This is a genomic window from Streptomyces yunnanensis, from assembly GCF_029011865.1.
Lineage (GTDB): Bacteria > Actinomycetota > Actinomycetes > Streptomycetales > Streptomycetaceae > Streptomyces > Streptomyces yunnanensis.
In genome coordinates this window covers 6981533-6995273 of the sequence record NZ_CP095749.1, presented here as the reverse complement: position 1 = coordinate 6995273, position 13741 = coordinate 6981533, and the positions used below count along the sequence as shown (strand labels likewise).

The window sequence follows — 13741 nt, the reverse complement described above, 5'->3', positions numbered from 1 at the left end:
GACGGGCGCTCCCCCGGTGCTCCGGCCCGCCGCGCCGTCCGCGTCATTCCTCCGTGCCGTCGGCGGTGGCGTCCGTCAGTCTGCGGCGCAGTTCCGCGGCGCGCGGGCCGCCGCCCGCCTCGTATATCTCCAGGGCCCGGGTCAGATGGCGCCGCCAACGCTCGTGATCACCGCGTTCCTCGGCCAGCTCCGCCAGCGTCTCGCACACCTGCGCCTCGTAGTGGACAGCGCCGCGCTCGCGCAGCATGGCGACGGCCTCCTCCAAGGCCGCCACGGCCTCCGCGATCTGACCCAGGTCGCGGCGTACGCCCCCGATGGCGGCCAGCGCGCGGGCGCCCATCCGCCGGTCGTCGAGGGCCATGAACCCGTCGTAGGCGTCCTGCAGGGTGGCTCGGGCCTCCTCGGTGCGGCCGACCGCGTGTTGGGCGCAGCCCATGAAGAAGCGGCCGATGGCGATGCCGCGCTCGTCGCCCGCGGCGCGGTAGTAGACCATCGCCTCCTCGTAGGTGGTCACGGCGCGGGCCGGGTCGCAGCGGTCCCAGTAGCGGCCGTGGAACTCCCGGACGGAGGCGCGCAGCAGGGTGTGGCCGGACGCGTCGGCCCGGGCGACGGCGGTCTCCAATTCCCGGCGGGCCCGGCGCAGTTCGTCGCGGTCCATCAGGGGGCGGGACAGCAGTGCGCGCAGGCGGGCCTCGGCTGCGGGGTTGCCGTCCTCGGCGGCGTGCCGGGCACCCAAGTCGCCGCTTCTGACCCAGTCGTTGAGGTATCTGCGGTTGAGGAAGAGCGCGGTCAGCGCCTCGGCGAGCTCCCACACCCGGCGGTGCCATCCGTGGTCGGCGGCGGCCTGCTGGGCGGACAGCAGCTCGCCGCGCCAGGCGTCCAGCCAGTCGAGCGCCTCGTCCCGGTGGGCGAAGGCGGTGGCTCGGTCGGCCTCGCCCAGCCGATCGGTGTAGGCGCCGATGCGCATCCGGCGGCCCATGACGGCGAGATCGGCCTGGGCGGCCCGGGTGAGCAGATGGTCGACGACGCGGGCCACGGCGGCGGTGCGCTCGGCCTCGTCGTCGTCCTGGGCGGCCCGTTCGCGGGCGTGCAGGCGCACCAGGTCGTGGAACTCGTAGCGCCCGTCGGCGGTCATCGTGATCAGGCTCGCGGTCTCCAGGACGTCGAGCTGCTCGGCGGTGTGGGCGACGGTCGTGCCGGCTGCCGCGGCGGCCGATCCGGCGTCCCAGTGGCGTCCGGGATGCAGGCCCAGCAGGCGGTAGAGCCGCGCGGCGGGTGCGGGCAGTGCCGCATAGGCCACTCCGAAGACGGTGGACACGGTGCGCTCCCCTCCCCGGCGCAGGGCGTCCAACCGGCGCCGGTCGTCGGCCAATTCCTCGGCCAGCGCGGCCACCGGCAAACGTGGATGCATCACCAATCGCGCGGCGGCGACCTGCAGGGCCACCGGCAGTCCGCCGCAGCTCGCGACGATCCGCCGGGCCGCGGCCTCGCCGCCCGCCGCGATGCGCTCCTCCCCGCACAGCCGGCGGAGGAGTTGCAGCCCGTGCTCCGGCGACAGCGGTTCCAACGGCATCAGGCGGGCGCCGTCGCCGAGCAGTTCCCCGAGCATCGACTGGCTGGTCGCGAGGACCACGCTGCCGGGGGCGCCCGGGAGCAGCGCCCGCACCTGCGCCGGCTCGGTGACGTCGTCGAGGACCATCAGCACCCGCTTGTCCGCCGTCAGGGTGCGCAGCAAGCCGGTCAACTCGCCCAGGCCGGCGGGCAGATAGCGGTCCTCGACGCCGAGTGCCCGCAGGCATCGGCTCACCCCGGCCGAGACGTCGCCGCCGGCCTGGGCCCGCAGCTCGGCGAAGTCCACGTAGAACTCGCCGCCGGGGAACCGGCCGCGCTCCTCGTGCGCCCATCTCCGTACGGTCGCGCTCTTGCCCACCCCGGGCAGGCCGCTGAGCACCGCCAGACCCCCGCCGGCGCCCACCCAGCCGTCGATCTCCGCCAGCACCGGCTCGCGGTCGACGAACTGCGGCGACCCGACCGGCACCTGCCGCGGCACCGGTTGCTCCGGCCGTGACATCTCGATCCGCACGCCGCCCTCGATCACCCCGGCCTGGATCACCGGGCCGTGCGCGGTGCCACTGAAGTCGTTCCGGACGCGCTCGGCGTCCGCGCCGTCGTTCCCCACGCCGGTCCCCCTCACCTCGGTCGACTCCGTACGGGAAAACGCTACTTGACGCCACTGACAACGCGGCGCGGCGGTGGTCGCGCGGACGCCGCCTTCGTCTCCCTCCCCCAGTTCCCCATCGCAACCGGTCGACAGCGGGAAAAATCGGTCGCCGGTCGACGGCGGCTCGATCACAGTGGATCCGGGACTCCGGCCTGGCGACGCCCGGCACGGAGCGCCTCGCCACGGAAACAGCAACGGGGAACGGGGGACGGCATGTCGACGCTGCGCGTCACGGTCGAGGAACTGACGGTCCATGAGCATCCCAACGCCGACGCGCTGGAGCTCGCGCAGGTGGGCCTGTACAGGGCGGTCGTCGCCAAGGGGGCCTACCGGACGGGCGACTTCGCGGTCTACATACCGGAGCAGGCGGTGCTCCCCGAGGGGCTGCTGGCCGAGTTGGGCCTGACGGGCAGGCTGGCCGGCGCCGCCGCCAACCGGGTCAAGGCGATCCGTCTGCGCGGCGAGCTGTCGCAGGGCATCGTGTGCCGCCCGCGGGCGCTGACCGGCGTCGATCTGGCCCGGGCGCACCGCGACGGCACGGACCTCGCGGCGGAGCTCGGGATCGTGAAGTGGGTCCCGCCGGTGCCGATTTCGATGAGCGGGGACGTCGAGCCGGCGCCGGATCTGCTGCCGTGGATCGACATCGAGAACCTGAAGCGGTATCCGACGGCGTTCCCCGAGGGCGAGCCGGTGGCGATCACCGAGAAGGTGCACGGCACCGCCTGCAGCCTGACCTACCACGCCGGCGACGACCGGATACAGGTGACGTCCAAGGGGCTGGGCGCGCAGCGGCTGGCGCTGGCCGAGGCCCCCGGGAACCTGTACTGGCGGGCGGTGCACGGGCACGGCCTCCCGAAGGTCGCCGCGGAACTGGCCGGGGAGCTGGGGGCGTCGCGGGTCGGCATCTTCGGCGAGGTGTACGGCGACGGCGTCCAGGACCTCGGCTACGGCACGGACGGCCGGCGGGGAGTTCCGGGGTACGCGGTCTTCGACATCGCGGTGGCCGACGGCGACGGGGTGCGGTGGCTGGATCCGCAGGAGTTGACGAGGGTCCTGGACGGGCGGCTTCCGGTGGTGCCGACGCTGTTCAGCGGCCCGTACGAGGCGCAGCGGGTGCGGGAGTTGGCCGAGGGCCGCGAGACGGTGTCCGGGCGGGCGGTGCACCTCCGGGAGGGGGTGGTGGTCCGTCCGCTGTCCGGCCGCCACAGCACGGAACTGGGCGGGCGGGCCATCGCCAAGATGGTCGGCGACGCCTATCTGACCCGCAAGGGCGGCACGGAGTACGAGTAGCCGGGCGACGCGCCGCCCGCACCGCCCGCGACGGCGCGGGACGGATCAGCTGCCTCCACTTGTGGCGCTCTCCTGGGACGCCGCCCGCTGCCCCAGGAGGCGCCGGGCGAGCGCGAGCGCGGCGTGCGGATCGCGGGCGGGGCCGGGCGCCGCGGTGCGGTGGACGGGGAGCCGTTCGACGGTGGCGGCGCCGGTGCCGGCCTCCAGCGCGGGGGCGTAGCCCGCGGCGCGCAGGGCGTCCAGGGTGGCGGCCGGCGGGCGGGCGCTGACCAGGACGGTCGGGGCGAGGGCACGCAGCTCCAACGCGCGCAGGGCGTGGTGGGCGGCGAGTTCGGCGATCAGGGACGCATCGTCGGAGCGGATGCAGCAGGCGGCGGGCACCACCCGCATCCGGCCGTGGGTGCGGGCGGTGTCCTGGACGAGGTAGCCCAGGGGCTGCGGCAGGGTGCCGGTGGCCGAGGCGGCGGTGAGGGCGTCGCGGAGGGTGTCGGCGGTGTGGCCGGAGTCCAGCGCGCGGCGGACCGAGCCGGGGGTGAAGCGCCAGGTCACGGCGTGGCCCTCGGACTCGCGGTCGGCGGCGGAGGTGAGCAGGTCGGCGAGCGCGGGGGCGGGCCGGCCGGGCACGACGGCGGTCAGGTCGGCCTGGAGGTGGGCCCGTTCGACGGGCGGCGGGAGCAGGTCGCGCAGCGGCTCGTCGAGGTCCGTCGGGTCGGCGAGCAGGGCCCGGCCGAGCGGGGTGAGGGTGCCGTGGGCGGTGAGCCCGAGGGAGGCCGCCTCGTGGAGGGTGTGGAGGGCGCGCTCCTCGGCCGTCGGCTGCTCGGTGACGGCGAGCGGACGGTGCCAGTCCGCCGTCCGGAGCAGGTGCCGCAGGGACACGAGGGCGGCCTCGTCCTCCGGCGAGTCGGGCAACGGCAGGGGCGGGCACGTCGGGCCGCCGGCGCCCGTGGGGACCTCGGCCAGGGCGGCGAGGAGGGCGTGCCGGAGCGCGGGGGCGTGCCGGTCGTGGCCACGGATCAGGGCGGTCGGGGTCTCGCCGAACGGGGTGTGGGTGGGGACGTCCCAGAGGGCGAGCCAGGCGGCCAGGACGGGCGCGAGGCGGGCGCCGGGCGGACGGCCGAGCCAGTCGTCGTAGGCGTGGGTGGGCAGCGCGGTGATCCCCGACGGGCTGCGGGTCAGCGCGATCAGGCCCGCGGCCAGGGCGAGATCGAGCAGGAGTCGGGTGTGCGGTTCGGTGGCGCCGGCCGCCTTGGCCAGGCGCTTGACCTCGCGGACGGTCAGCCCGCCTGATTTGCGGAGCGTGGCGGGCTCGGTGGCCAGGGAGGCGAGCAGCCGCTCCACGGTGGTGGCCAGGTGTGCCGCGGACGCCTGGGATTCGTCGTGCGCCGAGGTGCGCGGGGCGGGCACGGTCGGGGCGCCGGGACGCCGGTCGTGCGGCGACGCGCCCTCGGGGAGGGGCGCCGGGGCGTGCGGCGTGAACGGGCCGAGGTCGTGGGCGGCGAGGAGTTGCGGGACGCGCGGCGGCACGACGACGGCGCCGTCCTCGGTGGCGGCGGCGAGGCCGTCCGCGCAGAGGGCGTCCAGGGCGGCTTCGGCGACGCTCCGCCCGGCTCCGGGGGCGGTGGCGCCGAGCGCCGCGTAGATGTCCTCGGGGCGGACCGGTTCACTGGCCAGCTGCGGGAAGGACAGTCGGTGGGCCATCAGGGACTGGTAGTCGGCGCCCGGGGCGGGGGCGGCGGGCGCGGCGGCGTCCCGGGCGGCCCGCTGCTGGCTGATGCGGGCCGCGGTGGCGAGCACCTGCAGCCGGGGGTGATCCAGGTGCAGCACCACGTGGTGGAGGGTTTCGTAGGACCACAACGCGCCTGCCAGGCCGCGGAGTTCGGTGGGCGCGGGCCGGCGGGCGAGCGGCTCGGCGTGCCGGGTGAGGAGTGCGGCGAGCTGTTCGGGGGTGCGCTGCGCGAGGGAGCGGGTGAGTGCGTCGAGACCTTCCACGACCTTGAGGTTAGTCATCGTGCCAGCAGAGTGGTCAGGGCGCCCACGGGGTCCGGTGCCGCGGGGCCGGTGGGCCACCAGTCCTCGGCCCCGGGCTCGGACTCGTAGGGATACCAGCGGTGGTCGCGGCCGAAGCGCAGCTGGAGGCCGCGAACGGCGTCGGTGAGGTGGTTGTGGTGCGGGCGCAGCGCCGGCAGTCCGGCGGCCAGGAGGGCGCTGCGGGCCCGGTCGAAGTCGCCGGCCGGGGGATTCCAGGTGCGCTCCAGGAGGGCGAGTCCTTCGGGGCCGCCCTGTCGCCAGGCGGCGACGGAACGCGCGATGTCCGCGGGGGTGCGGCCGGTCGCCGCCGCGACCTCGCGGTACAGGGCGCGCGTGGTGGCGGTCAGACCGGCCGTGGGGTGGGCCGTCGCGGCCAGCCGGACGGCGTCCTCCCAGACGGGCAGCGTCGCGAACGGACCGGGGCCGGCCGGATCGCCGCCCCCGGTGGGCCCGGCTGCGGCCAGGAAGGCATGGGCGCGTGCCACGGCGTCGGCGGCGAGGAGTTCGAGGGTGGCGGCGTCGAACGGGAGATCGCCGGTGTCCGGGAGGGCCGGTGGTCGACCGGGCTCGGCCGGCAACGCAGCGGGCGGCGGAAGCGACGGCCGGGGCCGATCGGCGAGCGCCTCCCGGGCGAGGACACCGCGGGAGGCGGCCGCCGGTGACGCGGTCCGTCCACCGCTCTCGACGGCCGTTCCGGGCCGCACCGCACCGGGCGATGCGGTGCGGCCCGCCGCTCCGGATCCGGACGCACCGGCAACGCCGGGCCCGGGCACGGGCGCACGCCCGGTCGCCGAGGGGCCCCCTGGCTCCGCACCGGACGCGGACTCCGAGGATGCCCCTCCGCTCCCGGGTGCCATGGCGGCCAGGGCCGCGGCCCGCCCCCGGTCCTCCCGTGCCCCGTGACCGGCGTTGCGGCGCGCGAGCTCGTCGAGGAGCTCCCGCTCGCCCCGGCCACGGATCAGCAGCAGGACGAAGGGGTCGGCGTCCAGCAACCGGGCCACCTGGAAGCAGAGCGCTGCGGCGTGCTTGCAGGGCCGGCCGCTGTCCGGGCACGAGCAGCGGGGCGTCAACTCCCCCGCCCCAGGGAGGAGCGACACCTCCCCCTCGGCCAGCGCACGCGGCAACTCCTTTGCCAGCAGCGCGGTGAGCCGGTCGGGACGGGCTGCGACGCCGTCCAGGAGGGCATCCCACTCCTGCTCGGTCAGCGTCCTGACGCGGACCTCGGCGCTGTACGGGCGGGGGCGGCTGCCCCGTACGGTGGCGATCACCCGGCCCGGGGTGATGTTGATCGTGTCGACGTGCCCGTCGCGGGCGTAGGCCCGGCCCCGGCCCAGGCGGGCGGCATCGAGCGCACTGCTCTCCAGCGCCGTCAGCCAGGCCCGGCCCCACCAGGATTCCGTCTGCGACCCGTCGGGGCCGTCGGGGCCCGGCAGCGGCGGGAAGGTGCGCGAACGGTCGGCGCGGACCAGCCGGTCCGCCGCCGCGGCACGCCCCGGGGCCACGGCCCGGCGCAGGTGTCCGGGACTCATCCGGCCCTCCTCAGGGAGACGAGATCGGCGAGTTCGGCGTCGGTCAGCTCGGTGAGTGCGCCCTCGCCACCGGAGAGCACCGCGTCGGCGAGCGCCTTCTTCGCGGTGAGGAGCTGGGCGATGTTGTCCTCCACGGTGCCCTCGGTGATCAGCCGGTGGACCTGGACGGGTTGGGTCTGGCCGATGCGGTAGGCACGGTCGGTGGCCTGCTCCTCCACCGCGGGGTTCCACCAGCGGTCGTAGTGGATGACGTGTCCGGCGCGGGTGAGGTTCAGCCCCGTGCCGGCCGCCTTCAGGGACAGCAGGAAGACCGGGGTCCGGCCCGACTGGAAGCGCTCGACCATCCTCTCCCGTTCGGCCACCGGCGTTCCCCCGTGCAGGAGTTGGTGGGGGATGCCCCGGACCGCGAGATGGCGTTCGAGCAGCCGAGCCATCCCGACGTACTGCGTGAAGACCAGGGTGGCGCCGCCCTCCGCGAGGATGGTGGCCAGGAGTTCGTCGAGCAGTTCGAGCTTCCCGGAACGCGCGGCGAGTCCCGGAGCGGTCTCCTTGAGGTACTGCGCGGGGTGATTGCAGATCTGCTTGAGGGCGGTGAGCAGCTTCATCACCAGGCCGCGCCGCGCCATGCCCTCGGCGCTCTCGATCCGGGCCAGGGTCTCGCGCACCACGGCCTGATACAGGGCGGCCTGTTCGCGCCCCAGCGGGACCGGATGGTCCGTCTCGGTCTTGGGCGGGAGCTCGGGCACGATCCCGGGGTCGGACTTCTTGCGGCGCAGGATGAACGGCCGCACCAATCGGGCCAGTCGCTCCGCCGCGTGCGGGTCCTCGCCGCCCTCGACCTCCCGGGCGTGCAGCGCACGGAACGTCTTGAGCGGGCCGAGCAGCCCGGGGGTCGTCCAGTCCAGCAGCGCCCACAGCTCGGAGAGGTTGTTCTCGACGGGCGTGCCGGTGAGCGCGATCCGCGCCGGGGCCTTGATGCCGCGCAGCGCCCTGGCGGTCGAGGAACGCGGGTTCTTCACGTGCTGCGCCTCGTCGGCGACGACCCATGCCCAGCTACGGCCGCCCAGTTCGGTGGCGCTGCTGCGCATCGTGCCGTAGGTCGTGAGCACGAAGCCGCCGTCCACGCCGTCGAGGCTGCGGCCGGCGCCGTGGAAGCGGCGCACGGGCGTGCCGGGGGCGAAGCGCTCGATCTCGCGCTGCCAGTTGCCGAGCAGGGAGGCGGGGCAGACGACGAGGACGGGCGCGGAGGGCCGCCGGTGGAGGTGGAGTGCGATGACGGTGATGGTCTTGCCCAGGCCCATGTCGTCGGCCAGGCAACCGCCCAGCCCGATCGAGACCATGGTGTCGAGCCAGGCCATGCCGCGCAGTTGGTAGTCGCGCAGGGTCGCGCGGAGTCCGGGCGGCTGGGGCAGCGGACGCTCCTGGGTGGTGAGCCGGGAGCGCAGGGCGGCGAGCGCGCCCAGGGGCACCACCTCGACCGTCTCGCCGTCCACCTCCGCGGTGCCGTCGAGCGTCGCGACGAGCGCTCCGGCCGGGTCCAGATAGCCCAGTTCGCGTTTGCGTGCCTTGCGGACCAGCCCGGGGTCGACCAGGACCCACTGGTCGCGCAGCCGCACCATCGGGCGGTGCGCCTCGGCGAGGGCGTCCATCTCGGCCTCGCTGAGCGGCACGCCGTCCATGGCCAACTGCCATCGGAACTGAGCTAGTTGGCCGGCGTCGAAGAAGCCGAAACCGTCCGCCGCCGACCCCGGCGCGGGTCGCAGCACCGCTGTCGCCGTCAGGCCGCGGGTCAGCTCCCTGGGCCAGTGGACGGCCACCCCGGCGGCACCGAGGCGCCCCGCCGCCTCGGCCAGCAGGTCGTACAACTCGTCCTCGCTGAGCGGGAGCACGTCGGGGACGGGGCGCTCCAGAAGGCGGCCGAGCGGGGGCCAGACGCGGGTGGCGCGGCGTAGCGCGAGGAGCGTGTCGGCGCAGGACCGCGGGCCGAAGGGGTCGGGTGCCTCGCCTTCCCACAGCTGGCGGGCGTCGGCCACCAGGGTCGGGTCGGTGCGGCTGTGGACCTGGAGGACGGCCGCCGCGGCGCGGCGCTCCTCGGCGGCTCCGGACGTCGCCGCTCCCCCGGCCCCGCCCGGCACGCCCTCCTCCGCGGGCGTGTCCTCCGCCCTGCCGTCGAAGAGCTGGTGCGGGGCAAGGTCGAGGCGGAGCGAGAGCCCCACCCCGGCGTCGGTACCGGCCGCGACCTCGGCCGCCCACTCCCGGGCGGCGGGGAGGTACTGCGGCGCCGTCGCGGCGAACGGGGCAGCGGCCACCAGTGCCGCGGCCGGAGTGCGCGGCAGGGTGTCCACGACGGCATCGACGAACTGTCGCACCAGGGCGGCCGGATCGGGGAGTTGCAGTGGCCGGCTGTCGGGCAGCGGTGCGGCGTACGCCTCTCCCGGCATGGCGGCGGCGATGGCCCGCAGGTGCGCGACGTCGTCCGGGTCGAGCGGGCCGGCTCGCCAGGCGTCGGCGTCCTCTCCGGTCAGCCCCGGCAGCAGGCGGCCGCGGGCGGCGAGGTGCAGGGCGTGCAGGGTGGCCGCGCCCCAGCAGACCGCGGCGGGGTGGGCGTCGGGGGCGTGCCGGGCCCGGACCAGCACCGGAACGGCTTCGGGCAGGGGAAGCACCAGGGCCGGCACCGTACGGCTCCGTGCCCCGTTGCCGTGCCGCCGGGCGACGGTCAGCTGCGCGACCTCGCCCTGCGGCCCCGCCTCCTGGCCCTCGTCCCCCTCGGTCGTGCCGGCCACGGTGTCGGGCAGCGGCCCGCCGTCCGGCCGCCAGAAGGCGACCGCCCCGGCGCGCGGCGTCCGGGCGGGCAGGAAGATCGCGGCACACCCCGCCACGTCCGGTGCCGCCCCGTCTGCCGCACGCGCCGCCATGGGCGCTCCCTCGGCAGGGGTGATCGACGGCCGAGGCGCCCCTCTCGACGCCTCCTGCCACCTCGCCATGCCGTCCCCTGCCGTCGGATCCTTCGGCGCCGGTAACGGCGCCCACCGGGCCCCTCGTGCCCGCCTGCCTTCTGCTACGTCCCCGACCTGCGAGTCTACGGTCGTCGCCATGTCGTCCTCCCCCGTCGTTCTCCGGCGGCCGCGGCGATCACCGACGGCCGCGGCGCGTTCCTCGAAGGGCCGCCCCGCGCCTCCCTTGCTGGCTTCGCTTCCGCCCTCCCCTCCCCTCGTCTCTCTTGGTGCTCTTGCGGTTCCCTCGCGGTCTTCCCCGGCGCTTCCGCCGTCGCGGCTCTGCGTGATGTCGAGGAAAGCAGACGCCACTGACAATCCGCCGCGCCCAGCCTCCCGCGCAGCCCGCACGCAGCGCCGCGGCACACCCGTCACCCTCCGGCCACACCCGTCCGACCAGCACAAAGACGCGTCGATGGCACCCATCGGACGACACGCGGAAGCTCCACGACGAAGTTATCCACAGGCCGAAGGCGCCCCGCCCACCCCCGCGCCAAGTCGATTACATTCAGTGACGAAATTGCTCGCGGGGTGGCCACCCGCGACATCCGCCGGCTCACCGCCGCGCACGGCAAAGCACTGCTGCCCGCGGCTGCCCACCGCACACCACCACGGCCCACCACAACCACCGCAGCCCGTCGACCGAACCCGATGAGGAGTCCCCATGCACACCCCCACCCCCGAGCAGACCGCCGCGGCCGAAGCCTTTCCGACCGGCGCCCATCTCGTGATCCAGGCCGGCGCCGGCACCGGGAAGACGACGACCCTCGCGATGCTGGCGCACACCGCGCGCCGACAGCGCCGCACCGGCCGCTACCTCGCCTTCAACCGCGCCGTCGCCCGCCACGCCGCCCGTGCCTTCCCCACCGAGGTGACCTGCGGAACCGCCCACGCCCTCGCGTACACCGCGGTGGGCAGGCACTACCAGGCGCGCCTGAACGCCCCACGCCTGGCGGGCTGGCGCACCGGCGCCGCCCTCGGCATCGAGGAGGGCATGTGCTTACGCATCGGCCCGCGCAAGGTCAACAACAAAGCCCTCTCCTACACCGTCCTGCGCACCGTCACCCGCTTCTGCCAGTCCGCCGACAAGGAGATCGCCCACCATCACGTCCCCCCGCTGCGCGGAGCCGAGTCCGAGCCGCTGCACACCCAGCTCGCCGGCCTCGTCCTGCCCTACGCCCGCAGGGCCTGGGCCGATCTGCACCGTCCCGACCACGGCGTGGTCCGCTTCGAGCACGACCACTACCTCAAGATGTGGGCGCTGAGCGCCCCCGTCATCCCGGCCGACTTCCTCCTCCTGGACGAGGCACAGGACACCAACCCGGTCGTCGAACAGGTCCTCACCGCGCAGCGCGCCCACGCCCAGCTGGTCCTGGTCGGGGACTCCGCGCAGGCCATCTACGGCTGGCGCGGCGCCCGCGACGTGATGACCGGCTTCGACGGCACCCACCTGAGCCTCTCGCGATCCTTCCGCTTCGGCCCCACCCTGGCGTCCGAGGCCAACCGCTGGCTGGCGATCATCGACGCGCCCATCCGCCTCACCGGGTCGCCCCGCCAGGAGACCGAGTTGTGCCGGCTCGCCGCGCCCGACGCGATCCTGTGCCGGACGAATGTGGGCGCCATGGTCGAGGTGATACGGCAGTTGGACGCCCATCGGCGGGTCGCGCTCGCGGGCGGTGGTGAGCCCCTGAGCGCCTTGGCCCGTGCCGCACACGATCTCGCATCGGGCCGGCGCACCGCTCACCCCGAGCTGATGCTCTTCGAGAGCTGGTGCGAGCTGCGCGAGTACGCGGAGTTCGACCCGGCGGGACGCGACCTGCTGCCCCTGGTGGAGCTCATCGACGAACACGGCGCGGACACCGTGCTGGGTGCCCTGGACCGGCTCTCGCCCGAGGCGTCCGCCGAGGTGACGGTGTCCACGGCCCACCGCGCCAAGGGCCGCGAGTGGTCGAGCGTACGCATCGCCGACGACTTCACCTGCCCCGACGATGTCGACGAGCGCGACGAGGACGGCGCGCCGCTGCCCGGCCCGATCGACCTCGACGAGGCACGCCTGGCCTATGTCGCGGTGACCCGCGCCCGCTCGCGGCTCGACATCGGCGGGCTGTCCTGGATCAACACCCACCCGGCGGGCGATCCCCGCCCCGAAGGCGGCGCCCCGCCGGGGAAGGAAGGACGACGCCCGAGAGCGGCGGTCGGCAAGGGAGGACGCGACACATGACACGCGTATCGATCCGGAGGATGCTGGAGGGAGGAGATGGGGAGCGATGCGCTCGGGTGATGAGCCTCTTCACGCACGCAGCCCACTGAGAATTCGGTGCGGGCTGGCGCTGTGGGGACTTTTGTGGGCCGTCGCCGGCACCGTGGCCTTCGTGATGGCCGGCCGGCCGCAGTGGGCGGCCGCCTGCGCGGCACTCGCGGCGGTCGCCGCCGCGGACCTGGTCATGGTGATCCGACACATCCGCCAGGGGCCTCACTACCAGCCCGGCAGGAACATTCCGCCCTACGAGCCCGACCGGGGACGCAACGAGATACGTCGCGCCGCCGGCCGACGGCGCGACTCCAGGCCGTAGTCGCGACCGTCACCGGCGGTGGGTGGTGCGCTCATGGGCGGTGCTCACGGAGTTCCGTCGTCCGGGCCGCCCGCTCGGTCACCGTTGCCCCGGCCCGGCGCGAAGCGGGCCGCTTCGAGGAATTCCGGGCGCGGTTCGAGGGCCGCTGCCAGGCGGAAGTGACGCAGGGCCTCGTCGGGCCGGCTGCCGCGTTCCAGGGTGCGGGCGAGGGCGAAGTGCGCGAAGGCGTTGTCCGGCTCGCGTTCCAGCACGATCTGGAACTCCAGCTCCGCGGCACGGAGTTGGGCGGCGAGAAAGAAGGCGCGGGCGCGCAGCAGTCGGGCTGCGGTGTTCTCGGGGTGTGCGGTGATGACGGAATCGAGCAGCCGGATCGCGCCTCGTGGATCACGGGCGGCCAGCAGCTGCTCGGCGGCACGGTAGTCGATGACGTGCGTCGCGGGACTGCGCTCGGGCACGGACCGTCTCCTCTCCGGGTGTCGTCGGGCATGCCAGGGATGACCATGCTCCGTACCGCGATCTGTGCGGTGCAACAACCACGTCGTTAACACTCGGGGTTTGTTGCCGCATTCCCGGTCCGACGGTCTCGTCCCGTCGGGTACCCGGCCACCGGTGGCGCGTCCCGCACCGACGTCAGCCCCTCACGCTGACGCCGATGCACCCGCCGCTAGAGGCTGATGTGGTAGGTCTTGCGCAGCGTCTCGTGCACCGTCCACCGGGTGCGGTCGCCCTCGCGCAGGACGCAGGCGTCGCCCGGCCCCACCTCGAGTACCTGACCGCCCTCGACCTCGATGGTGGCGCGTCCGCTGACGACCACGAACAGCTCGTTGGCCTCGGTGTCCGTCACCACGCCCGGCGTGATCTGCCAGATGCCCCGGATCTGGCTGCCGTCCGGCGACTCCCACAGCACCTTGCCGGTCACCACCGGGTCGCCGGAGACGACCTGTTCGGGGTCGAGGGGCTCGGGCTCCAGGTCGGCGTCGGCGAGGCCGGGGACGTTCACCACGAAGGAGGCGGGAGCGGCATCGGCACCGCCGGCGGCAGGGCCGGACGCCGCTGCGGCGGGGGTCTCGGAATCGAGATCGGTAGCTGCTGTCATGGCGGTGAGGC

General features: G+C 74.9%; 9 protein-coding genes. 3 read left to right on the top strand and 6 right to left on the bottom strand.

Annotation, left to right across the window (positions count from 1 at the left end; translation table 11 throughout):
• Positions 1-43: 43 nt before the first annotated feature.
• A complete protein-coding gene (locus MOV08_RS30465; RefSeq protein ID WP_275309620.1) occupies positions 44-2179 on the bottom strand; it encodes an NB-ARC domain-containing protein in 2136 nt (711 codons plus the stop codon).
• A 255-nt stretch (positions 2180-2434) separates the two neighbouring features.
• On the opposite strand from MOV08_RS30465, the gene MOV08_RS30460 reads away from it, so the two are divergent.
• Positions 2435-3511 (top strand): RNA ligase (ATP), encoded by a 1077-nt coding sequence (locus tag MOV08_RS30460; protein ID WP_275309619.1) that lies wholly within the window; start codon positions 2435-2437, stop codon positions 3509-3511.
• A 45-nt stretch (positions 3512-3556) separates the two neighbouring features.
• Here MOV08_RS30460 and MOV08_RS30455 read toward each other — a convergent pair whose 3' ends face one another.
• Genes MOV08_RS30455 through MOV08_RS30445 form a run of 3 tightly spaced genes read right to left on the bottom strand, consistent with a single transcriptional unit; the run spans position 3557 to position 9983 of the window.
• On the bottom strand, positions 3557-5518 hold the full coding sequence (locus tag MOV08_RS30455) for a helicase-associated domain-containing protein (RefSeq protein ID WP_275309618.1): 1962 nt from the start codon (positions 5516-5518) through the stop codon (positions 3557-3559).
• Positions 5515-7068, bottom strand: coding sequence for an SWIM zinc finger family protein (locus MOV08_RS30450; protein WP_275309617.1), 1554 nt, complete (start codon positions 7066-7068; stop codon positions 5515-5517). The genes MOV08_RS30455 and MOV08_RS30450 overlap by 4 nt, the downstream gene beginning before the upstream one ends.
• Positions 7065-9983 carry a DEAD/DEAH box helicase gene (locus MOV08_RS30445; RefSeq protein WP_275309616.1) on the bottom strand — a complete coding sequence of 973 codons (2919 nt, stop codon included), beginning with the start codon at positions 9981-9983 and terminating at the stop codon, positions 7065-7067. Before MOV08_RS30445 ends, MOV08_RS30450 begins: the two co-directional genes overlap by 4 nt.
• A 742-nt stretch (positions 9984-10725) precedes the next feature.
• On the opposite strand from MOV08_RS30445, the gene MOV08_RS30440 reads away from it, so the two are divergent.
• Both MOV08_RS30440 and MOV08_RS30435 read left to right on the top strand, forming a co-directional pair.
• Positions 10726-12282: a UvrD-helicase domain-containing protein gene (locus tag MOV08_RS30440; RefSeq protein WP_275309615.1), complete on the top strand. Its 1557-nt coding sequence runs from the start codon at positions 10726-10728 to the stop codon at positions 12280-12282.
• Between the two features lie 46 nt (positions 12283-12328).
• A complete protein-coding gene (locus tag MOV08_RS30435; protein ID WP_052286958.1) occupies positions 12329-12634 on the top strand; it encodes a DUF6343 family protein in 306 nt (101 codons plus the stop codon).
• Positions 12635-12678: 44 nt separating this feature from the next.
• Here the strand turns inward: MOV08_RS30435 and MOV08_RS30430 are convergent, their stop codons facing one another.
• Both MOV08_RS30430 and MOV08_RS30425 read right to left on the bottom strand, forming a co-directional pair.
• Positions 12679-13089: a tetratricopeptide repeat protein gene (locus MOV08_RS30430; protein ID WP_275309614.1), complete on the bottom strand. Its 411-nt coding sequence runs from the start codon at positions 13087-13089 to the stop codon at positions 12679-12681.
• Between the two features lie 209 nt (positions 13090-13298).
• Positions 13299-13730, bottom strand: coding sequence for a cupin domain-containing protein (locus tag MOV08_RS30425; RefSeq protein ID WP_275309613.1), 432 nt, complete (start codon positions 13728-13730; stop codon positions 13299-13301).
• Positions 13731-13741 lie beyond the last annotated feature (11 nt).